This window comes from Selenomonas sp. WCT3, from assembly GCA_900100835.1.
In the GTDB taxonomy this organism is placed as follows: Bacteria; Bacillota; Negativicutes; order Selenomonadales; family Selenomonadaceae; genus Selenomonas_A; species Selenomonas_A ruminantium_E.
Genome location: FNCM01000007.1, coordinates 81606 through 106436, shown reverse-complemented (window position 1 = coordinate 106436; position 24831 = coordinate 81606). Strand labels below are relative to the sequence as shown.

At 51.6% G+C, this 24831-nt stretch carries 16 protein-coding genes and 2 tRNA genes; 9 read left to right on the top strand and 9 right to left on the bottom strand.

Annotated features, from left to right (window positions below; genetic code table 11):
- The first annotated feature begins 97 nt into the window (after positions 1-97).
- Positions 98-2770 (top strand): EAL domain-containing protein, encoded by a 2673-nt coding sequence (locus BLQ36_RS08030; RefSeq protein ID WP_074515110.1) that lies wholly within the window; start codon positions 98-100, stop codon positions 2768-2770.
- A gap of 13 nt (positions 2771-2783) precedes the next feature.
- Positions 2784-4970 carry a GGDEF domain-containing protein gene (locus BLQ36_RS08025; RefSeq protein WP_074515109.1) on the top strand — a complete coding sequence of 729 codons (2187 nt, stop codon included), beginning with the start codon at positions 2784-2786 and terminating at the stop codon, positions 4968-4970.
- Between the two features lie 83 nt (positions 4971-5053).
- Here the strand turns inward: BLQ36_RS08025 and BLQ36_RS08020 are convergent, their stop codons facing one another.
- The 7 genes from BLQ36_RS08020 to BLQ36_RS07990 form a co-directional block, all read right to left on the bottom strand.
- Positions 5054-5905, bottom strand: coding sequence for a hypothetical protein (locus BLQ36_RS08020; protein WP_074515108.1), 852 nt, complete (start codon positions 5903-5905; stop codon positions 5054-5056).
- Positions 5906-6584: 679 nt separating this feature from the next.
- Positions 6585-7679 carry a 16S rRNA (cytosine(1402)-N(4))-methyltransferase RsmH gene (rsmH, locus tag BLQ36_RS08015; RefSeq protein ID WP_074515107.1) on the bottom strand — a complete coding sequence of 365 codons (1095 nt, stop codon included), beginning with the start codon at positions 7677-7679 and terminating at the stop codon, positions 6585-6587.
- Between the two features lie 587 nt (positions 7680-8266).
- Positions 8267-9088, bottom strand: a complete 822-nt coding sequence (locus BLQ36_RS08010) for a Cof-type HAD-IIB family hydrolase (protein WP_074515106.1) — start codon at positions 9086-9088, stop codon at positions 8267-8269.
- Between the two features lie 348 nt (positions 9089-9436).
- Positions 9437-10723 carry an adenylosuccinate synthase gene (locus tag BLQ36_RS08005; RefSeq protein ID WP_033171246.1) on the bottom strand — a complete coding sequence of 429 codons (1287 nt, stop codon included), beginning with the start codon at positions 10721-10723 and terminating at the stop codon, positions 9437-9439.
- Positions 10724-10875: 152 nt separating this feature from the next.
- Positions 10876-12168: an adenylosuccinate lyase gene (purB, locus tag BLQ36_RS08000; RefSeq protein WP_074515105.1), complete on the bottom strand. Its 1293-nt coding sequence runs from the start codon at positions 12166-12168 to the stop codon at positions 10876-10878.
- Between the two features lie 271 nt (positions 12169-12439).
- A tRNA-Val gene (locus tag BLQ36_RS07995) sits at positions 12440-12516 on the bottom strand.
- Between the two features lie 111 nt (positions 12517-12627).
- Positions 12628-12704, bottom strand: a tRNA-Val gene (locus BLQ36_RS07990).
- Positions 12705-13429: 725 nt separating this feature from the next.
- Here BLQ36_RS07990 and BLQ36_RS07985 point away from each other — a divergent pair.
- The 4 genes from BLQ36_RS07985 to BLQ36_RS07970 all read left to right on the top strand — a co-directional run bounded on the left by BLQ36_RS07985 (position 13430) and on the right by BLQ36_RS07970 (position 19328).
- Entirely contained in the window at positions 13430-14140 is a 711-nt protein-coding gene (locus tag BLQ36_RS07985; RefSeq protein ID WP_074515104.1) for a phosphatase, read from the top strand.
- Positions 14141-14187: 47 nt separating this feature from the next.
- Positions 14188-15609: an amino acid permease gene (locus BLQ36_RS07980; protein ID WP_074515103.1), complete on the top strand. Its 1422-nt coding sequence runs from the start codon at positions 14188-14190 to the stop codon at positions 15607-15609.
- A gap of 95 nt (positions 15610-15704) precedes the next feature.
- Positions 15705-17189, top strand: coding sequence for a class I adenylate-forming enzyme family protein (locus tag BLQ36_RS07975; RefSeq protein ID WP_033171250.1), 1485 nt, complete (start codon positions 15705-15707; stop codon positions 17187-17189).
- 780 nt (positions 17190-17969) lie between these two features.
- On the top strand, positions 17970-19328 hold the full coding sequence (locus BLQ36_RS07970; protein ID WP_074515102.1) for an MATE family efflux transporter: 1359 nt from the start codon (positions 17970-17972) through the stop codon (positions 19326-19328).
- Here the strand turns inward: BLQ36_RS07970 and BLQ36_RS07965 are convergent.
- A complete protein-coding gene (locus tag BLQ36_RS07965) occupies positions 19274-20497 on the bottom strand; it encodes an MFS transporter (protein WP_074515101.1) in 1224 nt (407 codons plus the stop codon). The genes BLQ36_RS07970 and BLQ36_RS07965 overlap by 55 nt on opposite strands.
- Positions 20498-20713: 216 nt before the next feature.
- On the opposite strand from BLQ36_RS07965, the gene eno reads away from it, so the two are divergent.
- On the top strand, positions 20714-22015 hold the full coding sequence (gene eno / locus BLQ36_RS07960) for a phosphopyruvate hydratase (RefSeq protein ID WP_074515100.1): 1302 nt from the start codon (positions 20714-20716) through the stop codon (positions 22013-22015).
- A gap of 83 nt (positions 22016-22098) precedes the next feature.
- Here the strand turns inward: eno and BLQ36_RS07955 are convergent, their stop codons facing one another.
- Positions 22099-22413 (bottom strand): hypothetical protein, encoded by a 315-nt coding sequence (locus BLQ36_RS07955; protein WP_074515099.1) that lies wholly within the window; start codon positions 22411-22413, stop codon positions 22099-22101.
- Between the two features lie 240 nt (positions 22414-22653).
- Here BLQ36_RS07955 and BLQ36_RS07950 point away from each other — a divergent pair, with 240 nt between their 5' ends.
- Together BLQ36_RS07950 and brnQ are read left to right on the top strand one after the other, a co-directional pair.
- A complete protein-coding gene (locus BLQ36_RS07950) occupies positions 22654-23133 on the top strand; it encodes a MazG nucleotide pyrophosphohydrolase domain-containing protein (RefSeq protein WP_074515098.1) in 480 nt (159 codons plus the stop codon).
- 309 nt (positions 23134-23442) lie between these two features.
- A complete protein-coding gene (brnQ, locus tag BLQ36_RS07945) occupies positions 23443-24804 on the top strand; it encodes a branched-chain amino acid transport system II carrier protein (protein WP_074515097.1) in 1362 nt (453 codons plus the stop codon).
- Positions 24805-24831 lie beyond the last annotated feature (27 nt).

Sequence of the window (24831 nt, the reverse complement as noted above, 5' to 3'; positions counted from 1 at the left end):
GAAGGAAATAATCCCATTGACAAGAATATATCTTATAGTATTATTAGAGAGATTTTATTTTACCAATCAAATCCAACGGATAATTAGGAGTGATATTATGGGCCATGCCAAAAGATGGTATTGCCACATTACCACATTACTGCTCGTGCTGAGCCTTATAACGTTTATCTCCCCCACCGCCTCCGCCTATGAACGTCCTGTTCTGCGCGTAGGTTTTTCGCATACCATCAACTATCTGAGCCGTGACGAAAAAGGATTTTATCATGGCATGACCTATGAGGCGTTGGAAAGCATCGCTACCTATATGAACGTCACCCTGGAGTATGTGCCGGGAACACAGGCAGAAAACCTGCAACGGCTCCATCAAGGAACCATCGATCTCATCGCTTGTGAAGAGGTCTCCCAGAATTTACTCCCGCCCCCCGCTCTGACTACACCACCAGCTGGTACCGTCTCGATTCCGCTCGGTTATGGGATTGGCTGGCTGCTCCTCAGCGATCAGCGGCCAGAACTGGCAGAAAATATCCTGACGAATCAAAAAGCCCTCAACTCTATCGATCCCTTATTCGGGCTGCATTTATTAGAGAAATATCGCGAAACAGGTGGTGCCTCCCTCGAACTAACCGCCGAGGAAAAGGCATATCTGCAAACGCATCCGGTCATTCATGCGATGGCCTCCCCAGGACAGCCGCCCTATACCTTCTTCGACCAGGCCGGCACCCATCAGGGCGTCATTGCCGAAATCATGAATATCATTGCTGCCGATTTAGGCATCACGATTGAAATCGGTGCAGAAACCGACCAAGCGCAGATGATGGAACACCTTACGCGCGGAGAAATCGACTTCGTAACAGATTTCTATTCTGACTATAACTGGGCCCATCAGCATAATGCGAATCTGACGATACCCTATCTGACACTCAACTACGTGGCCGTCCTGCGCAAAGACCAACCGCTGCCAGAAAAACCGGTTGTTGCCTGCCCGCGCAATCATTTCTATACCCATGATTACATCGAGAAAATGTACCCGGCCTCACAATTGCGCTACTACAACAATGTGGCGGAATGCATGGCTGCCGTCAACAACCGGGAAGCCGACATGACGCTGGTCAAGGCGATTACCGCGCAAAGCGATATCTACCAGGGCAACTATTATAACCTTTACATCACCGGCAATGTCGTATTCTCTCACGATGTCGCCATAGCTGTCAGCGAACAGGCCGACCCGATGCTCCTCCATATCCTCAATAAGGAAATCGCGCATCTTTCCCAGCAGCAAATCTCCAGCATCATCAACCGCCAGATTTATGCAATCCAAGGCAAGGATACCTTCCAATCGCTGATCTATCGCAACCCTATCGGATCGCTGTTTTTCATCAGCAGCCTGCTCTTGGCGATAATCCTCACCCTGCTGCTCATCATGCATCTGCGCCATAAGCACAGCGAAGAGCTCTATCGCGAGGCGCATTACATCAAAGAAATCCAGATGTACAATATCCGCTGGTTTACACAAAAACTACCAGAAAACCTCGCCAAATATGACGTACAGCGGAAGCAGGGACAGCTGTTCCTGATGGTTCTATCCGCCCAACGCATTGCCTTCATGCATGAGCTTTACAGCCGCAAGACCTTCAATACCGCTTTGCACGAACTGATTGTCCGCATCCGGCAAGATAATCCCTGGCTGCTCATCGATGCAATTTCCGGCGATCTATTCAATTTGATCATCCTCTGCCAGCTGCCGTCAGGGCTGACAATGGAACAGGCCGCGCAGAAAATTGCAGCTGAAGCCAGCACCTGTATCATCAACGATATGCCAACTACGGTACATTATCATATTGGCCTTTACGCCATCCCCCCAGCTGGCTCACTTGACCCAGAACGCATCATCGACTGCGTAATGCTCGCCCATATGGAAAGTGTTGCCAGCCATGAAATCAAAACCTATAACGCCTCACTGCATAACGAACTGCTCAAACAAAAGCGGATGGAAAACCTCATGAACAAGGCCTTGAAAAACAAGGAGTTCCAAGTCTATCTGCAGCCGAAATACGACTTGCACACTCATAAAATCCTTGCGGCTGAGGCCCTTGTCCGCTGGCAAAGCCCTGAACTGGGCTTCCTGACGCCGGCAAACTTCATCGACCTCTTTGAACACAATGGGTTTGCTATCCAGCTCGACTACTATATGCTGGAGACCGTCTGCCAGTATCAGCAAGCCCGCTTGGCGAAGGGCGCGCCCCTTTTCCCCATTTCCGTCAATCAAACGGGCCTGCACTTTACCGAGGAAAACTACCTCCATCGCATGCAGGCCATTGTGGACACCTATAAGCTACCCCAGGGCTGCCTCGAACTGGAAATCACCGAAACTGCTTTTATCGATTACCACGCACATGATGCCCGGGATGATGCCGCCACTATTGTCAGCGCGCTCAGCCAGATGGGTTTCAGCCTGTCGATGGATGATTTTTGCACAGGATATTCCTCTATTGCCATGTTGCAGAATCTCCCCATGGATGTCATGAAAATCGATCGGCAAATGCTCTTGAATGCAGAAGAATCCCCGCGGTCTTTAACCATCCTGCGCCACATCGTCGAACTCGGCCAAAGCCTTGACATGAAAGTTTTGACAGAAGGAATTGAAACCCCTCAGCAAGAGGAGCTGTTGCTGTCGATAGGTTGTCAATTGGGCCAGGGCTTCCTGTTTGCCCAGCCCATGCCCTTAGACGAATTTGACGCATTCCTCGAACAACACACCCAAGAATCGTAAAAGAGGTTTTACCATGCACTTTGTACAAAAGCTATGCTCGATCTTATCCGCACTGGTACTGCTGCTCTTTCCCGCAGCCAGCCTGGCTGCCGCCCCGGCCTATCAGACGATCCGCATCGGCGTCGCCAATGACCGGCGGCCAGGTTCTGCCAACGATGCTATCCGCTTGATGGCCAGTTATAACAGCAGTTACTTAGCAGAAATCGCCAAGATTACCCACTGGCAATACGAATTCTATCATGGTACTGCCACCGACTGCTTGAAACTCTTGCACGAAGGACAGTTAGACCTCATCGCGCCGGTCAGTTCCGCTGCCTTTCCGCCCGGAAGCTACCTGTTTTCCAACGGAAATTCCTGCGCGGCCATACTAGGACTATACACGGATGAAAACGACCAGACAATTACCGCCGATCGCGGCGCCACACTTAACGGCACCACTATCGGCGTACTTGACAACAACGACCTCAAGAACCGTTTGCAATTTTTTGCCAAAGCCAACGGCTGGAACGTCAACATCCGCCCTTATCCCAACACCAACGAATTGACGGAGGGACTGCACCGCGGAGAAGTCCAGCTCATAGCCTGCACGGTTTTTAACCTGACCGGCCATGAACGCTGGGTTACCTTTGTCGACACCATTCCCCAACAATATATGACGGATGCTGCCCATTCTGGCCTGATGGATCAATTGAATCAGGCCATCTTGAGCATTGAAATGACCAATCCGGCGTTCGAGACACGCCTCAAACGCGAGTATCTTGATCCCAGCATCTACAAGATGGCCCGCTACTCCGAGCACCAGCAAGCCTTCATCCGTACGGCCCCCACCGTCCGCGTCGTCTTTCCGGGGACCTTTCTCTCCCTCATCCAGCAAAACAGGGAGTTCGGCAACATCTACGGCATCGCCCCGGACATCCTGACCCTGCTGATGAACACCACCGGCATCACATTCCAGCCCGTAATTGCCGATTCGGCCGACACAGCAGCCAAAATGCTGCGTGAAGGAAATGCCGAAGCCGCCTTTGCCGTTTACGTCAATGATCCCAGGCTCCAGATGATGCAGTTTTCCAACAACATCCTCTGGATGCCATTTACCCCCATCATCCAGCGCACCCAATCGGAAACAGCCAGACCGTCGAGCATTGTCATCCCCACTTGTTATGCGGGCCTGCGCGAATTCTTCCAACGCCTCAACCCGCAGGCCAAAGTTGATGAAATCGACAATCCCGAAGAATGTCTCTATGCCGTCGAACAGGGGCTGTACGATTGTACCTATCTTCCCCAGCCCTACCTTTCCAAGAACCAGAACATCCTATTGCATTTCCAGCTGAAACCACTTGATTCTGCCACGGTATCTGTCCCGCTCTGCCTGATGTTCTGCCCCGACGCGCCAGAGATGCTCCGCCACACGGTCAACACCGCCCTGCTGGGATTACCGCAAAATCAGCTGACGCAGATTATCCAGCATAACAGCACTCCGGATGTCTCCTTTGGCTACTTACTGAGTCAACACCCACTGGCGCTCACCGTTGGCCTGCTGCTTAGTTTCAGCATCCTGGTCACCGCAATCTTCCTGCTTTACCGCAACCGGCTCGAGCAGGAAAAGAACCGCGCCCTTACCCTGCGGGAACTCGAACTACAGCAAGCACTTGATGCCGTGGAAATCCTGCAGGCAGACCGGGACAACTACAAGCGCAATGCCGAAACCGACCACCTAACCGGCTGTCTCAACAAAGCCGCGATGACGACACAGTGCCAGCTGCTCCTAGAAAGCCTGCCCGAAAACTGGACCGCCGCCTTCTTTATCATCGACCTCGACCACTTCAAAGAGGCCAATGATACCTATGGCCATCAGCACGGCGATGACATCCTCATTGAATTTGCCGCCATGCTGCGGGGCCTCTTGCCACCACGCACCCATATCGGCCGATTCGGCGGCGATGAATTCACCCTGTTCCTGTTCGAAGAAGACCGCGACATCTACGAAGCCTATGTCCGGCGGATTGCTGAACTCATCCTCGAACAGACCCGCGGGCTCATCGTTTGCGGGCAGCCGGCCAATGTCACAGCCAGCATCGGCATCGCCATCATCCCTGCCGGCGGCAAACGCGACCTGGCCACCATTTTCCGCCAAGCCGACCGCGCCCTCTACAACGTCAAGGAAACCTGCCGCGACAACTACGAAATTTATCAACATTAAAAAAGCCCCGTTGACTCTTACAAAAGTCAACGGGGCTTTGCCTTTCATTATCTGGCAGACACGGCTCGCACAATGAACAGTATTTATTTCTTGTCCACGAGATTTCCTTTTTTATCCAAGACAATAACTATAAGTTTATGGGCATCAACACCACAGCCCTGGTTATAAATCATTCCACCTTGGCTATATCGTTTGCTGATTTCTTCAATAAGTTTCTTGCGCTTACCAGGAGAACATCGTTTTGATTTAATAGCTTCATCAACTAATGCGCTGGCTGTTTTTTGAACGGCCAATCTATGCGCACGGCCTATTTTGGCGTCAATGGAATCCGTTCCTTCAATGTGAGCAGAGCTTGTTGCTACGATTTCGAGATTCCCATCATCCAACAGCTTCTGCTCTACTCCAGTATTATACACAGGTACTTCATGGGCAATGTATGGATTATATTGCGGTGCGTTTTTGATATGAGCTTTAGCCGTAACAAAATAACCTTTGATTATCTCCCCCTTACGCGTCTTTCGCATCCCAGGTCGACAACTTATAATTTCACTTTGGAATATATGCCTATCAACCTCATAGTTTTCTGGCGTAAGTTCAGGGATCGCTCCATAAATCTCCTCATTAAGCCGTACACTCCAACGATAATTCAACGACCAAGTGGCATAAAAACGCACATCTTTTTCCGAGCGCTCTTTCCCCATTGACTTAGAAGGAGAAAAAATAATTTCCACAGGCCAGTGTTCTACCTCCGCCAATATTTTATTGATTGCCTGAGCTTTTAGGCCGCTATTGTCTTTAAAGCAGGCTGGCCATACCTTCATTTCATAATTGGGACGTGCCGCCGCAGCCTGAGACTGCGCTAGCGAATAGCAAAGTAGGCACCCTAAAACAATAATAAAGGACTGTAAAAACCTACGAACAGTATTACTTGCCAAAATAAATCTCTCCCTTTCCCAAAAACAACAACATTATAAAGTGGAGTACAAAAAAAGAAACATCATATTACAGTTTGTAGGTTCGTATTAGCGAGTTCGTGTTCGAAGCAACTCGCCAGCGGCGGGGGACACAGTACCAACGCTCCACCGGTGACAACCCGCTACAAGAAATTTTTGCCTTTTAATTAAGAGTTGGAAAACAGTTAAACGCGCTTCGCTTGGACGAAACTGCTTTTCCAACGAGAACGCAGGCAAAAATTTCTTGCTTAACGCGGAACGTCAAGGCTCCGCTTATGGTACTGTGTCCCCCCGCCGCCTAGGTTAGAGCCGTCACAAAACTGCCTTCCCAAATGGGGAAGGCTTTTAGTTCCAAAAGTCAGCCGCCGCTAGGGGCAGTGCCATAAACGAAGCGTTTGATATTTTCCGTTAAGAACGAAATTTTTATCCTCACCGTTCGTCGAAAAATTGCTACAACGCGCTTCGCTTGAACGGTAGCAATTTCGATGCTTAATTAACGATAAAAATTTCGTTTAGGAAAATATCTCCCGCGTAGTGTTGGCACTGCCCCTAGCGGCGGCGAAGAGTTGCTTCGAATGAGATTCGTGTAACCTACAAACTGTAATTTGTAAGAAAAAGCCACTGACATATTTCCGTCAATGGCTTTGGGGTAAAAATAAATTTATTCCGCACCTTTTACCGCCCAACGCAATTTTGTCGAGTGGGCGCGGCTGTTGCGGTAGCATTCTTCTTTGGTGGGCCGGATTACCTCTTGGGCAATGTCGGCATATATCCCCTGTTGATGGAAGGCCTTGAAGGCTTTTTTGACGATGCGGTCTTCCCCCGAATGGAAGGTAAGAATAGCGGCACGACCGCCGGGGGCGAGGGCATCGGGAAGTTTTTCCATAAACTCGTAGAGCACTTCGTACTCGCGATTGATGTCAATGCGCAGAGCCTGGAATACGCGGGCACTGCTCTTCTTGATGAGCTCTGCCCGTGCCAGCGCCTGTTTCTTCGTGCTGTAACCAGCGCGCTCGGCCATCTCCTGAGGCAGTTTTACCTTAGATAGCGCCTGCCCGATGGCCTCGTGCAGATCCTTCGTCGTCTTTATCGGCCGGCGGCGGCGCGTCTTTACGATATAGCGGGCGATTTCGGCGGCATAGGGCTCGTCGGCATTTTCCTGCAAGAGGCCTTCCAGTTCATACTCGTCAATGTCCCGGAGCCGCTCGGCGGCCGTGATGCCTGCCTCGGGATTCAGCCGCAAATCAAGGGGACCTTCGCTCTTATAAGTGAAACCGCGCTCCGGATTGTCAATCTGCATGGAGGATACGCCAAGATCCGCGAGAATGAAGTCGAAAGGCCCCACCTCACGCGCCAGCTCGTCAATCTGGCAGAAGTTCATATTGCGCAGCTCCCAGATATCTTCGCCAAAGCCCTTGGCACGAATACGCGCCTCCGTCTTCTTCGACTCAATCGGGTCAATATCGCCACTTATAAGATGCCCCTTGCCTGCCAGTTTTTCGAGCATAGCACAAGTATGTCCGCCATACCCCAGCGTTGCATCGAAGCCGCGCTCTCCCGGCTTTATCGCCAGCACGTCCAAAATCTCATCGACCATGATAGGAATGTGCATCCCCGCCGGCGTATTGCCCTTTGCAATAACATGCGCAATCTCATCGCCATATTTTTCCGGATTAAGTTCCTTATATTTTTCCTCAAAACGCCGTGGATACTTACCACTATAATGAATCCGGCGTTTATGGTGCTTCTCTTCCATCCAATAATCCTTTCTATTGCCAATTACAGTTTATCGGTTCGTGAAACCTTATTCGAATCAGCTCTTCGCCACCGCTAGGGGCAGTGCCAACACTACGCGGGAGATGTTTTTCTAAACGAAATTTTTATCTTTAATTGGGCATCGAAAAAGTTGCAAAACGCGCTTCGCTTGAACGGTAGCAATTTTTCGACGAACGGTGAGGATAAAAATTTCGTTCTTCACGAAAAACATCAAACGCTTCGTTTATGGCACTGTCCCTAGCGGCGGCTGAGTCTGTGGCAAGTTTCGCGGGGCTACCCCCTCCGAGGGCGCAGCAATTCGTGCCGGCTCTAACCGAGGCGGCGGGGGCCCCAGTACCATAAGCGTAGCCTTGACGTTCCGCGTGAAGCAAGAAATTTTTGCCTGCGTTCTCGTTGGAAAAGCAGTTTCGTCCAAGCGAAGCGCGTTTAACTGTTTTCCAACTCTTAATTAAAAGGCAAAAATTTCTTGTAGCGGGTTGTCACCGGTGGAGCGTTGGTACTGGGGCCCCCGCCGCCGGCAACTTGCTTCGAACACGAACTCGCTAATACGAACCTACAAACTGTAATTTATATATCGAAGTGTTTCGCAATCGTAGCCGCAATCCCATCTTCGTTATTGGACAGCGTAACTTCATCGGCCATTTTCTTGAGCTCTTCACAGGCGTTGCCCATAGCGACGCCGTAGCCGGCGAATTCGAGCATGCTCATATCGTTCTGCGCATCTCCGAAGGCCATGACCTCACTGCGGTCGATGCCCAGCTTATCGCAGGCATGCTCGAGCGCACTGAGCTTCGAAACGCCTTTGATGGTTCCTTCGTAGAACCACGGTGCCGACTGAACGAACGACATCTTATCCTCAAAGCCACGGCGAATATCGGCCAGATGCGGCACTAGAATCTCATTGGGGGCCGCCGTCAGGATCTTTACCGGGTTGAATCCGCCCTGCGCTACGGCCTCCGCGATATTCTCGACAATCTTGATCTTGAGATTGTTGTTGCGGCTCTCATCCATGACTTTGTGGCGCTTGGCATCAGTCGTATAGATAGACACCCCATCGTCGACGATTGGCGACAGCTCCGGCCATTCTTCGAGATGGCGCAGGAACCGTACGGCTGTGTTATTATCGATGCTGCTGTCAAAGAGGATTTCCTTCGTCGTCGCATCCTCGATGCGGCCACCGTTATAGGAAATGCGCAGGCCATGATACTTCGAAAGCTCCAACGCCTCAGCCTCACGCTTCAGTCCCGGCGCCTGACGGCCCGAAACCAACGCTACGACCACGCCCTGCTTCTGCAGCGACATGATGGCCTCCCGCGTCTTCGGCGTAATCACTTTATCATCATTATTGAGCGTGCCATCGAGGTCAAATGCCAACATCTTATAGTCCATATTTCTGTCCTTTCTTGACTGCTATCTGTTCAGTAGGTATAATTAATATATAAAAGACGTCCTGCTGGTAACAGGACGCCAGAGGCTATCGCCAGACGGTCAGCCCCAATTGGATAAAAGGGAAATAACCGCGCTATTCGAGCAGGGCGGTTATTTTTATGCCTTGATTGCTAGAATGATCGCTAGTACAAGTATAAGCATCGAAAAAAAATCATATCTGCTCATGCAAAAGCCCCCTTTCAGGGGCCAGGATTAACCGCCTATCGTTTTGATAACACTCCGCCGACATTATAGCATAAAAGCCCATCTACTGACAATCCAGCAGATGGGCTTTCCTATTACGCAAAATCAAAAGATATCTTTGGCGATAACGATGGTCTCATCGCGGTTCGGACCAACGGAAACGATACCGAGGCCGATCCCCGTTACCTCAGCCATGCGCTCGAGGTACTTGCGAGCATTCTCCGGCAGGTCTTCGTACTTGCGGACCTTGCTGATATCGGTCTTCCAGCCCGGGAACGTCTCGTAAACCGGCTCGACTTCTGCCAGAACTTTGAGGCTGGCCGGAATCTCGTTCAAGATTTCGCCCTTGTACTTATAGGCAACGCACATCTTGATTTCATCGAAGCTGTCGAGGATATCGAGACGCGTCACGGCCATGTAATCGATGCCCGAAAGCAGTCCAGCATAACGGACGACACAGGCATCAAGCCAGCCCGTGCGGCGCGGACGGCCCGTGACAACACCATACTCATGGCCCTCCTCACGAATCCGGTCACCGATTTCGTTGAGCTGCTCCGTCGGGAACGGACCTTCACCAACGCGCGTGCAGTATGCCTTGACGATACCGACAACTTTGTCGATAGCGCGCGGTGCTACGCCACAGCCAACGCCGACGCCACCAGAAATCGGATGGGATGCCGTAACATACGGATACGTACCATAGTCGATATCGAGCATCGTAGCCTGCGCACCTTCGAACAGGATCTTGCGGCCTTCTTTAACTTCCTCGTTGAGAAGAGCAATCGTGTCACAGACATACGGACGCAGGCGGTCAGCATAGCCGTTGTACTCAGCCAGAATCTCCTCGTAGTCGAGCGGCTCGTGGTCATAGAGCAGTTTGAGTTCGCGGTTCTTGATTTCAAGGTTTGCCTTGAGTTTCTTGGCGAACTCCTCACGATCGATAAGGTCGCAGACGCGGATACCGATGCGGTTATCGCGGTCGATGTAGCAGGGGCCGATACCATTCTTCGTCGTACCGATTTTGTTCTCGCCACGTTTCTCATCGCCAAGACCATCCATCAGACAATGATACGGCAGAACGACATGCGCACGGTTCGAGATGCGGATACCCGAAAGGTCGATACCACGCTTAGCCAGGCCATCCATCTCCTCGAGCATAACCTTCGGACTGAAAGCAACACCATTGCCGACCACGCAATGCGTGCCCTTAAACAGGATGCCCGACGGCATCAAACGGAGCTTATATGCCTCGCCATCAACCACAACCGTATGGCCGGCATTGCTGCCGCCCTGGAAACGGACGACCGTTTCAGCCTGCTGAGCCAGATAGTCTACAATCTTGCCCTTGCCTTCATCGCCCCACTGGGTACCGGTAACTACTACTGTTGACATAAGATTTCTCTCCTTAATAACTACTGTCCGCCAGCTGGCAGACCAACTGGGGCAGTAAATCCTCCCGACAGGCAGTAAAAAAGCCCTTACGGGTATAATAACGCCGTAAGGGCTCAATATTTGAGCCCACGGCTCATCATAACATATTCAGCTTAAAGTCCAAAGCGTTCGAAAATCATATCGACGCGGCGGATGAAGAACTTGTAATCGAAGCAATCGTCGATTTCTTCCTTCGTCAGATACTTCGTGATATCCGGATCGTTTTCAACGCTCTCCTTGAAGTCCTTGCCTTCCATCCAGCGTTTCATGGCATTGCGCTGTACCCACTTGTAAGCTTCCTCACGCAGTACGCCCTTGCTGACAACTGCCAGCAACAGACGGGAGCTGTACATAAGACCGCCTGTGCGGTTCATGTCGTGCATCATCTTCTCCGGATACACGAGCAGCTTATCGATGATGTTGGTAAGCTTTCTCGTGCAATAGTCGAGGTTAATCGTCGTATCCGGCAGGATAACGCGCTCAACCGAGGAATGGGAAATGTCGCGCTCATGCCAGAGGGTGATGTCTTCCATAGCGGCTACGGCATTGCCACGGTTCAAGCGGGCCATACCTGAGATGCGCTCGCAGTTGATTGGATTGCGCTTATGCGGCATAGCCGAAGACCCCTTCTGCCCCGGGGAGAAATACTCCTCAGCCTCACGGATATCCGTACGCTGCAGGTTGCGGACTTCCGTCGCGATTTTCTCGAGCGTACTCGATACGATAGCCATCGTCGTCACGAACTCAGCATGGCGGTCACGCTGAATGACCTGCGTAGCCAGACGGACCGGCTGAAGTTCCAGCGTCTTGCCCACCATTTCCTCAATGCGCGGGTCAATATTGGAGTAAGTGCCCACAGCGCCCGAAAGCTTGCAGACCGAAACGATTTTCTTGGCATGCTCAACGCGTTCGATGTCACGCTCAATCTCAGCACTCCAGAGCAAAAGTTTCAGACCGAACGTCATCGGCTCCGCATGAATACCATGGGTACGGCCAATGCACGGCGTATGTTTGAACTCAACCGCACGACGGCGCAGTACCTCGCGGAACTTCTTGAGATCATCAAGGATGATGTCAGCGGCATCGCGCATCATCATGCAATAAGCCGTATCCTTGACATCACTCGAAGTCAATCCCTTATGGACGTACTTGGAATCATCACCAACATTTTCGGCGACGTTGGTCAGGAAAGCGATGATGTCATGATGCGTAACGGATTCAATTTCCTTGATGCGCTTAACATCAAACTTAGCCTTGGCGCGAATATTTTTCGCAGCCTCAACTGGAATCTCGCCGAGCTCAGCCATGGCGTCGCAGGCAGCCATTTCAACATTCAAAATCTGCTGCCATTCATTCTCGATGGACCACAGGTGACCCATCTCCGGGTTGGTGTAACGTTCGATCATTTTTGTGATTTCCTCCTCATCAATTCCTGGCGGCGTCACAGCACCGCGGAAGTGAAAACACGACGAAAAAACTCAAATTGACCTCTCCCCTTGGGGTACAGGCCTCATTTTGAGTCTGGAGAATCCCTTATTTCCCTTGACTATAATAGCAAACTCCCCTGCTACTGTCAACGAAAACTATATGGACAAATACAATAGTCCATGTTTGATGGATTCTGCCTCTATCACGCCACCAAAAAAGCCGTACGATTTCGTACGGCCCAATAAGCTATGGTGCTCGCTGAGGGATTCGAACCCCCGACCCCCTCCATGTGACGGAGATGCTCTAGCCAACTGAGCTAAGCGAGCGTTTCAACATATCCCATTATACGCTTATATTCGAAAAAAATCCATAGTTTTCGCATTTTTGTAAAAAAAATACAAAAAAACTCTCGCCAAAGCGAGAGCATAATTTCAAAATGGTGGGGTTAACAGGATTCGAACCTGTGACCTCCTCGATGTCAACGAGACACTCTAACCAACTGAGCTATAACCCCATGTCACAACGACATAATATATTATAACACACATAAATATTTCTTGGCAAGAGAAAATTTTATTTTTTTACAAAATACAGGTTGTGGGGTAGAGAGTCTTGGTTCGAAGCAGCTCTTCGCCGCCGCTAGGGGCAGTGCCAACACTACGCCAAGATGTTTTCCTAAGCGAAATTTTTATCCTAAATTAAGCATCGGAAAAATTCAAAACGCGCTTCGCTTGGACGGTAGAATTTTTCCGACGAAGGGGGAGGATAAAAATTTCGTTCTTAACGGAAAACATCAAAGCTTCGTTTATGGCACTGCCCCTAGCGTCGACTGACTTCTGGAACCAAAAAGCCTTCCCCTCTGGGGAAGGTGCCCCGTCAGGGGCGGATGAGGTAGCACCTTAAGTTATTATGCTTATCGTAATGCGTATAAAGGGACTTCATCCGAGCGCTTCGCGCCCACCGCCCGGGATGTCCACCGGACATCCGCAACTTCGTTGCCCCCAGAGGGGAAGGCAGTTTTGTGACGGCTCTAACCTAGGCGGCGGGGGACACAGTACCATAAGCGTAGCCTTGACGTTCCGCGTGAAGCGTTGGTACTGTGTCCCTCGCCGCCGGAGTAATGTTTCGAACCCGCCCCCTCTCGAATCCTACAACCTGCAATTTTGTCTTCGACAAAGGTTACACAACAGCGTTATAATAGAAGGCAGTGATTTTTACAAAGCAGGAGGTTTTTCGTTCATGAAAGATTTATTGGACGTTCATACGCATACCATCGCCAGCGTGCATGCCTACAGCACGCTGCGCGAAATGATTACCGCCGCCAAGGAAAAAGGCCTGGAACTTATCGGTATCGCCGACCATGCGCCTTCCATGCCCGGCGCATTCCACGAATTCTATTTCTGCAATTTCAAAGTCATCCGGCCGGAAGCTTATGGCATCGATGTGGTCATGGGGGTCGAACTCAACATTCTCGACTTTGCCGGTTCTGTTGACCTCAAAGAGCACCTGTTATCGCGATTGGATTACGCCATTGCCAGCCTCCACGACCCTTGCATCCGCCCTGGAAGCCGCGAGGAAAATACCGCCGCCCTGATCAGCGCCATGCGTCACCCCAAAGTCAAAATCATCGGTCATCCAGACAATCCCCTCTACCCGGTCGATTTTGATAAACTAGCCCAGGCAGCGAAAGAAAGCCACGTCCTCCTCGAAATCAACAACAGCTCCTACACCCCTGGTGGCAGCCGTGAGGGTTCCCGTAAGCTTGCCGGTGAGCTGCTGACCGCCTGCCAAAAATACGGTACCACGGTCATTCTCGGCAGTGACGCCCATATTGATTTAGATGTAGGCAACCATACATACTCCCAGGAAATGATTGCCCAGTATGACTTCCCTGAGGAACTCGTCATCAACAGCAATCCGAAAAAATTCCGTGACTGGATTGCCGAATAATTTCCTAATTATATGCAGATTATACTTCGAAAGGAATGTACTATCCTATGAATCTTTTCCGCACCAAAAGCATCGAGCAGATGCGCGCTGCTGCCGAAAACTCCGGCATGGCCAAGACCCTCGGCGCCTTTGACCTCATCCTCTTAGGCATCGGCTGCGTTATCGGCACCGGCATCTTCGTCTTGACCGGCGTTGCCGCGGCCAAATACGCCGGCCCGGCGGTCACGATTTCCTTTATTCTGTCGGGGCTTGCCTGTGCACTGGCAGGGCTTGCCTATGCCGAGTTCTCCTCCATTGTTCCCGCATCGGGCAGCGCCTATACCTATACCTATGCCTCCCTGGGCGAATTCATCGCCTTTATTGTCGGCTGGAATCTGATTCTGGAGTACACCGTTACCGCCAGTGCCGTAGCCTCAGGCTGGTCCGGTTATGTCACGGGACTTCTACAAAGTGCCGGCATCGAAGTCAGTCATGCACTGACTCATGTCCCGGCTGACGGCGGCATCATCAATGTACCCGCCATTTTGATCACCCTGCTGTTAACCTTCTTCTTGATTCGCGGCACGCAGGAAAGCACGAAACTCAACCGGATTTTAGTCTTTATCAAGTTAGCGGCCGTTTTCATCTTCCTGCTGCTGGCCGGTCCTCATGTCAACACGGCCAATTGGGAACCCTTTATGCCCTTTGGCGCATCGGGCATTGCCGCTGGTGCTGCTATCGTATTCTTCGCTTATATCGGCTTTGATGCCGTTGCCACCTCCGCCGAGGAGTGCAAAAATCCATCCCGTGACCTGCCGATTGGCATCATCGGATCGCTTATCGTCTGCACTGCCCTTTACGTCATTGTCGCCGGGGTTCTAACCGGTGTCGTTCCCTACACGGAACTCAACAACCCGGAGCCAGTAGCCTTTGCCCTGCGCTATATCGGTTACAACCTCGGCTCTGCCATAGTCGGTGTCGGCGCCATCGCTGGCATCACCACGGTGCTTCTGGTCCTGCTCTACGGACAGGCCCGCATCTTCTTTGCCATGAGCCGTGACGGCATGGTTCCGGCCCGGGTCTGCAAGATTCACAAACGCTATCATACGCCTTACATCGTCACCGTCCTCGGGGCTATCTTCGTCTCGCTGATTGCCGGCTTTGCCCCCATTGGCCTCATCGCCGAAATGGCCAATATCGGTACCCTGTCCGCCTTCCTGGTGGCAGCCATCGGTGTCATGGTCCTGCGCGTCACAAAACCCGATGTACCGCGTGCCTTCCGATGCCCCATTGTCTGGCTGATTGCTCCGCTGGCCGTTCTCGCCTGCGGGTATCTCATGGCTCACCTGCCTCTCGACACTTGGATTCGTTTCCTGGTCTGGTGTGCCTTTGGCTGTCTGGTCTACTTCGGCTACAGCTATCAGCACAGCACCGTCGGCATCCAGCAGCGCAAAATCCGCAAGCTCAAAAAACTGCGTACCGATGCCTGATTTTTGCTTTGACAAAAATTAGTACCTAGTATAAAATTAACGCAAGCAGAAAACCTGCCCGTATTTTTATTGAACCAGAAAGAAAGAGTGATGAAATGTTTATTCATGACCTTATTCGTCAGGGTGCACCTGACGCCTTGGCCATCGTTGACCACGAGCGCCGCTTCACCTATACAGAATTCCAGGAATGTGTGAACAACTGCCGCGACCGGCTCTATGCTGCCGGTGTCCGCCAGGGCGACCGCGTCGGCCTGTTCACGCGCAACAGCGCCGAGTTCGTCTTTGCCTTCATGGGCATCACGTCGCTGGGTGCTATCGTCGTTCCCATTAACTTCCAGCTCAGCAGCCGCGAGATTGCCTACATCATCAAAGATGCCGGCATCGAGACGGTACTGACCTACCAGCCGCTGAACCTGGCCGACGCTATGGCCCAGCTGCGCTGCAACCTCAAAGTCACCCAGATGGATATCCGCAACATCGGCCAGAAAAAAGACGGCATTCCTGCCGCACCGGTTCTGACCGAATACTTCAGCGAAGATAATCCGTGCGAAATCATCTACACGTCCGGCACCACGGGCAATCCAAAAGGCGCTGTGCTCTCGCACCGCAATGTCGTGGCCAACACGCGTCAGATGTCCTTCATGGGCTGCAAAGCTGAGCACACCGTTCTCTGCGTCCTGCCGATGTATCACGTATTCGGCCTGACCTGCTCGGTATTCTATCCCTTCAGCGTCGGTGCAACGGTTGTCATCCTCGACTCCTTCACGCCGAAGGAGACCATCAGCACCATCCGCGACGAAAAGGTCACGGACCTCTACATCGTACCGTCCATCTGCAGCCTGCTGACGAAGCTGGCCAGCGAAGAGGATATGAAAACGGTCCGCCTCGTCGTCAGCGGCGGCACCACGCTTCCACTCAAAATCCAGCAGGACTTCATGGGCAAATTCGGCGTCGATATCTGCGAGGGCTATGGCCTCTCCGAAACGTCGCCCGTTGTCACCATGAACCCGCCGGAAAAACCGAAAGTAGGCTCCTGCGGCCCGATTGTACCAGGCCTCAAATGGCGCCTCATCGATGCCGAAGGCAACGACGTTCCGCAGGGTGAGGCCGGCGAGCTGGTCGTAAAAGGCGACAACGTCATGCTCGGCTACTGGAATCTGCCGGATGTCACCCATGACGCCATGCGCGGCGGCTGGTTCCACACCGGCGACGTTGCCCGCGCCGATGAAGACGGCTATCTCTTCATCGTCGACCGCATCAAGGATATGATTATCAGCATGGGCGAAAACATCTATCCGCGCGAAGTCGAAGAGCTCATCTACCAATTCCCGGGCATCTACGAAGCAGCCGTTGTCGGCATCGAGGATAAACTCCGCGGCCAGGCTGGCGCCTGCTTCTACAGCGTTCAGGAAGGCTGCACGGTAAACGTCCGCGAACTCAAGAAGTTCCTGCAGGCCAACCTGGCTCTCTACAAGATTCCGCGCGAATTCCATATCATGGACAAACTGCCACGTACCACCACCGGCAAGATCGCGAAAAAGACCATCCTGACCGAATTCCAGGCTGGTAAAATCAAATAAACAACAAAAAAGGGACTGTGAAAAATCCCTTTATATTGACATAAATTCGTAAAAGCCTCCATAAGGTAGATTGATTTACCTTATGGAGGCTTTTACGAATTTATCAACGAACTTTTACCAATTACAGTTTGTAGGGTAGCAGTACCAAGTTCGTATTCGAGACAAATCGCCGGCGGCGGGGGCCCCAGTACCAACGCTCCACCGATGACAACCCGCTACAAGAAATTTTTGCCTTTTAATTAAGAGTTGGAAAACAGTTAAACGCGCTTCGCTTGAACGAAACTGCTTTTCCAACGAGAACGCAGGCAAAAATTTCTTGCTTCACGCGGAACGTCAAGGCTTCGCTTATGGTACTGTGTCCCCCGCCGCCTAGGTTAGAGCCGGCACGAAAAAACTACGCTCTCGGAGGGCGAAGTACTTCGAACCCCGGCACATCCTCAGCCGCCGCTAGTGGCAGTGCCATAAACGAAGCTTTGATGTTTTCCGTTAAGAACGAAATTTTTATCTTCCCCCTTCGTCGGAAAAATTCTACCGTCCAAGCGAAGCGCGTTTTGGATTTTTCCGATGCTTAATTAACGATAAAAATTTCGTTTAGGAAAACATCTTGGCGTAGTGTTGGCACTGCCACTAGCGGCGGCGAAGAGCTGCCTCGAACTTGAACGCACTAACCGATAAACTGCAATTTCATAGTCCCTTTTTTATCGCCCACTATTGACCCAGGTCAGTAAAATCAGTATACTACCCTTAAGAAAAATCAACGAAAGGATTACTGACAACTATATGCACACGGAAATATTTATCAAACTGCCACCGCGGAAATTATTCTTCCACTGCGCAGTTCCTGCCGCTGTCACCTCCGTCGCCGGCGCCCTCTATGCCGTAGTTGACGGCATGTTCGTCGGCCGCTTCATCGGCGAAGCTGCCCTGGCGGCCATCAGCATCACCATGCCCATTGTCTTAATGGTAGAAGCACTGGCCAATATGATTGCCACGGGAGCCTCCGTAAACATCGCCATCCTCTTGGGGCAGAAGGACCGGGCTGCTGCCTCCCGGCTCTTCTCCTTTTCCGTCAAATTTATCCTGGCCTGCTCCTGCCTGGTTGGCCTAGGGGGCTTTTTCTTCGCCCGCCCCTTGGTAATGCTGCTGGCTCCCAATGCCAGCCCGGAGGTTATTGCCCTCTGTACCACCTATCTGCAAATCTATGCAATTTTTGCGCCCCTCATCCCAATTTACTTTGCCACGGACAACTTCCTGCGGGACTGCGGCCAACAGCGAATCAGCATGGGCATCAACATCGCCACCCAACTCTTGAATGTCGCCTTGGACTATCTCCTCATCGTCGTGCTGGGGCAGGGCATTGCCGGAGCAGCCATCGGCAGCTGCCTTTCGCTGGCATTGGGCTCACTGCTGACCCTCGTCCTGTTCTTAGGCCGCCGTCTTGACCTGTACTATACCTCTGGCAGTATTCCCTTAGGCAAATTTTTCCGGCTGATCTTAAACGGCGCCAGCGAATTTTTCAGCAACATCGCCACCTCCATCATGAGCCTTGTCCTCAATATTTTCCTGCTCCAATACGGTGGTACCACCGCCGTCGCAGCCTTCTCCATCGTCATGTATATCGACAGCATGCTCGGCATGCTGAATTTCGGCATCTGCGAAGCCCTGCAGCCAGCCATCAGCTATTGCTACGGTGCCAGGCGCTTCCTGCGCATGACTATCCTCTTCCGTATCGTGCGCATCGCAATGATGACGATTGCCGCCATCTCCTTCCTGCTCATGTTATTGGCTGGCCCCTTTGCTGTCCAGCTTTTTATCCGCCCCGAAGATAGCGGGCTTATGGAAATCAGCCTGACCGCCATCACGATTTTTGCCTTCTCCTACCTGCCCGGCTGGATCGACATGTGCTACTCCTCCTACTTCACCGCTCTTGACCGGCCAGCCATCTCCCTGATTGTCTCCATCTGCGGAACCCTGCTGTTTCCACTCACGATTCTCTTCCTCTTTTCCCACCTCTGGGGCCTAATGGGCATCTGGCTCATGTTCCCCGCCTCCGCCCTTGCCAGCAGTATATTAACGCTGTTTCTTCACCGGACCTCCTGCGCCAAAACGCCCTTGCGCCGGAAAGATATTCCCGTATAAACAGCCACCACCAACAAACCGATGCCAAAGGGCAGGAAAATTATATTCAGCTTCAGATATTCTCCCAAAGCCCCAGCCGCCACAACACCCAAAGGACTTGCTATATACGAGGTGCATTTAAAAACACTGAAAACTCTGGCCATCATTTCTTGCGGCGTTTTTATCTGTATGAGACTGGCATTCAGCACCGAAACAAAACCTTCCGACAGGCCGATTAACCATGCGCATACATAAGGCACCAGCCCTCGATTGACATACAGGCCAGCGATACCAAGCCCGCCTAGCAAAAAGCCTCCCGCCAGCATTCCCCCTAATCTAGATACCTCCAATTTCGCATTTACTTTCGCCACCCAACAGCTCCCCATAACACTTCCCAGTGCTGCCAGCAGCATATACCGGGAAAAAGCGGCCGTATCAAATTGACTCTCAGAAAAATAAGCCGGCATCACGGATTCTGTCGGCGCGGAAAAGAAATTTCCGCCAAAGGTCACCAGCATGACGGCCAGGATAATCTTTTCCTTCTTGATAAAAGCAAAACCACGGTTCAGCTCTTCCCGGAAGGAAAAATCCTGCCGACCCATTTCTGCTTTTTCCTCTGCTGGCAACTTAATTTTCAGTAAGGACAGGGCTGCCAGGACAAACGATAGGCTATCGATAGCCATGGCTCCCGTAACATCGAAGCGGGCAATCAGGATTCCGGCAAAAAAATACGCGGTAATCTGCAAAACCTGCATGACTACACTAAGGGATGCGCTGGCCTTTACCAAGTCCTCCCTAGGAACCAGCAAGGGAATAATCGCATTCCTGGCCGATATGGAAAGGATACTGAACAGTGTCTGAACCACAATAAAGAGGAACAGCAAGCCTACATTCAAGCTGTCCTGGACGTATAAGCAAAACAAAACCATCAGATTGACAGCCTGTACCAAAGACGACAGTACCAATATTCTCTTTTTCTTCCACCGGTCTACCAAAACCGAGGTAAACAGGGATACGACAAGAAACAGGATTTTTATGACGAAAACACAGCTCATGAGAAGGGTTGATTTCGTTACATAAAACGTCAACTGGGCTAAGGCGACATCATCAATAAAATCACCACCGGAACTAATGAAATTTCCCATAAAGTAATAGAAAAAATTTTTATTATTCCTCAACAAACCTATCATTTTACCTGCCCCTATCTTCAAATCTTTTCCCTGTCGCAGGTAGGGGTATCAAGTATCAAGCCCCTGTTCCTAAATCCTATCCTACTCCTTTTTTATTTTTTCGTAAATGTGACTTGCCATCATTCAATATTTTAGTTGATAAATATTATCAAATATACTAAAATACTAATGTTGATAGCATTTCTCATTTACCTATTTATATGCAGGAGGTACAACATGAAGGAATATTTGAAAATCATGCAGGTCATCGGCCGGGAGATTATTGACTCCCGCGGCAATCCGACCGTCGAGGCCGAGGTCATTCTCGCTGACGGCACCATGGGCCGTGCAGCTGCACCGAGCGGTGCTTCCACGGGCGAGTTTGAAGCTCTGGAATTGCGCGACGGCGATAAGGCAAAATTCGGCGGCAAGGGCGTTTCGAAGGCTGTGGCCAATGTCAATGAGATAATTGCACCGGCACTCATCGGCGCCGATGCTTCGGACGGCTATGCCCTCGATGCCATCATGTTCGAACTTGACGGCACCGAGGACAAATCAAAACTCGGCGCCAACGCCATCCTGGCCGTTTCGCTGGCAGCTGCCAAGGCGGCCGCTAAAGCCGAGGATATCCCGCTCTACCGCTACTTTGGCGGCATCAACGGCAACCAGCTCCCTGTCCCGATGATGAACATCTTAAACGGCGGCGCCCATGCCTCTAACTCCGTCGACACCCAGGAATTCATGATCATGCCTGCCGGCGCCCCGAGCTTCCGCGAAGCCCTGCGCTGGTCGACAGAGGTGTTCCATGCCTTGCAGTCCCTGCTCAAAAAAGAGGGCGAGACAACGGCCGTTGGCGATGAAGGCGGCTTTGCCCCGAACCTCAAATCCGACGAAGACGCCATCGAGCACATCCTGCAGGCCATCAAGGACGCAGGCTATGAACCGGGCCGCGACTTCGTACTCGCTATGGATGCCGCTGCCTCCGAGTGGAAGAGCGAAAAAGGCAAAGGCTTCTACAAACAGCCGAAATCCGGCCGCGAGTACACCTCCGATGAGCTTATCGCCCATTGGGAATCCCTCGTGGACAAATACCCCATCTACTCCATCGAGGACGGCCTGGATGAGGAAGATTGGGACGGCTGGCAGAAGATGACGGAAAAACTCGGCCACAAAGTCCAGCTCGTGGGCGATGACCTCTTCGTCACGAACACGAAACGCCTCAAGAAGGGCATCGAGCTTGGCTGCGGCAATTCCATCCTCATCAAACTCAACCAGATTGGCTCCCTCTCCGAGACCCTAGAAGCCATCAAGATGGCCCACAAGGCCGGCTACACAGCCATTGTCTCCCACCGTTCTGGAGAGACCGAGGACACGACGATTGCCGACTTGGCCGTAGCGCTTAACACCGCCCAGATCAAGACCGGTGCCCCGTCCCGCTCCGAGCGCGTAGCCAAATACAACCAGCTGCTGCGCATCGAAGAGCAGCTCAATAGCAGCGCTGTCTATCCGGGCAAGAATGCCTTCGGCTTTAATCGTTAATATATAAGAGTCTGTCCCTAACCCCTATTCTCAACCAAAAAACGCAATGGAGAAAACTCCATTGCGTTTTTTTGCATTGCCCATCAGCCAAACCGGACAAAGGATGCCTGCTTATCCATCTGCCAGCGGGTCGCCATCTCCGGTTCAAGGCTTCGATTATAGGATACACAGACAGCCTGTCCCGACCCCCAGTTTTTCTCCTGCAGCCGTTCCCGTAAAGCCTCCATGAAATCCCTGGTCGCCTGCGGGCTGGCGCCATCCGAAAGCTGCTCCAGTGAGATGGAATCCGTCACCCTGTCATAATGAATCCGTCCATCGAGATTCATGTCCGTCCCCAGGCTGTAGGCGATATCCATCCCATTATTTTTCGCTGCTAAAACCTCTACCCAAGCAAACATGTCCGTCACGCTCCTCTGCTCGTTCTTGCTCTTGTATACAGTATACTACCATTGGCACTGTTGTACAATTATTTTTTATGAATGTTTATTATTCGCTATCATATATAGCAACTATACAATGGTTTTCTGCTCCCTCCCGATAAAAACTCCCCCGCACTTTACCTATAGCCAAACCAGCACAATGGCGTTATAATTACGCCTATGAGAAGTTTTCCAGCTGACAGGAAGAGAAGGTCCATTATGAATCATGATGAAGTAAAGCGTCTCGAAACAATCGTCAAAAAACTCCAATCCAAGGATGGCTGCCCTTGGGACAGTACCCAAACCCACGAAAGCGTAAAACCGGGCTGCATCGAAGAAGCCTGCGAAGTTTTGGCCGGTATCAATATCCTGCGGGAAACCGGCAACGCCGAAAACCTGAAGGAAGAACTAGGGGATCTGCTGTTGCAGGTGATTTTCCATGCCTGCCTGGCCGAGAAAGAAGGGCTCTTTACCTTGCAGGATGTGGCCAAAGCCTCGGCGGACAAAATGATTCGCCGTCACCCGCATATCTTCCACGAACCGCTGAAAGATGAACAGGGCAATCCCGTCACCGATTGGAAGGAAATCAAGAAAATCGAAAAACGCGGCCGAGAATGGGAAGAAGATTTCCTGCCCGCCGCTTTCCGCGAAGGCCGGGAACTCATCGCCCGGGCTGAAAAGAGAAAAGGCCTGCTATAAGCCTTTATAAATTGCACACAAAAATGGCGATTCGCATGAGCAGTACGAATCGCCATTTTTGCTGTGTATTATATTTTAGGAGAGCTTGGTGCTAAATGCACCCGACAACCGGAAGCGCCTCCACGCTCCAACCAATTGCCTTAACGAAAGCCTATAGATAATATACCCCAATTGATAATCATTGTCAATAGTGTAATGAAAATTTTTCTCACTTTTTTACAAATTTCTACACCAAAGAATCCATTGCACAAATACAGGACAACCTGTTAAACTATTATGCGTGAAACAAGACTTAGGAGTGTATAATCTGTGAAAACAAACCTTACTTGGGGAGAAACCCTTTCCATCACCAGTATGTTGTTCGGCCTGTTCTTTGGCGCCGGCAACTTGATTTTTCCAGCCTTTATGGGGCAGGAAGCCGGCAGCAATGTCTGGTATGCCCTGGCCGGCTTTCTCATTACCGGCGTAGGCATGCCTATGCTGGCCGTGACGGCACTGGGCATAACCGGCAGCAGCGGCCTCTTGAATCTAAGCCAGCGCATTGGCCGCCGGTTTGGGCTAATCTTTACCTGCGCCCTGTATCTCACCATCGGGCCGTTCTTTGCCAGCCCCCGCTGTGTTACCGTCCCTTTTGAAATCGGCGCTAAAGCCTTGCTGCCAGCCGGCTTTAACGAGCAGCTGGCCTTGTTCCTCTTTTCCCTGGCCTTTATGGCCGCCGCCCTTTGGTTCTCCCTGCGTCCCGGCAAGATCCTTGTCTGGACCGGAAAAATCCTGACACCGCTATTCCTCGTTGTTCTCGGCGTCCTGTTGGCGGCAGCCCTTACCCAGCCCACCAGCACCATCACGGCCTTTACCCCGACACCGGCGTATACCACGGCCCCGGTCCTCCAGGGCCTGCTTGACGGCTATAACACCATGGATACCTTGGCAGGGCTTGCCTTTGGCATCATCGTCGTCGACGTCATCCGTGAGTTGGGCATCAAGAATTCTGGCGCTATCGCCAAGAACACCATCAAAGCCGGGGTATTCAGCTGCCTGCTCATGGGTATCATCTACATCCTCGTGGCTATTGCCGGCGCGGAAAGCCGTGGCTACGCCCCTATAAACGGCAATGGCGGCGCCGTCCTCGCGTCCATTTCCGCTTATTATTTCTCTGATGCAGGTGCAGCCTTGCTGGCGTTGATTGTACTGTTTGCCTGCCTCAAGACCGTCATCGGACTGATTACCAGTTGTTCCGAAGCCTTCTTGAAGATGTTCCCCGGCAAATTTTCCTATCACCAGCTGGCTACAGTCTTTGCTGTCATTACCTTCTTGATTGCCAATGTGGGCCTATCCGCCATCATCCAGTTCTCCCTTCCTGTTCTCATGATGCTTTATCCCATTGCCATCATGCTGACGCTGACCGCCCTGGCCGGCCATATCTGCGGCCTTGACCGCTTGATTATCCGCAGCATCATGACCGCGGTAGTGCTGAGCTCTATCTTCGACTTCATGAAGGCTCTGCCGCCAAACTGGCTCACGACGCTCGGCCTTCACGGTTTTCTTTCGCAGCTGGCAACGATCCTGCCCTTCTTCAGCCAAGGATTCGGCTGGATTTGCCCTGCGCTGGCTGGCCTTGCTGCCGGCTTCATCTTAAAACTTCTCCGCGCAAAATCAAATAATTCCCAATAAAAAAACAGGGCGTAAACGCCCTGTTTT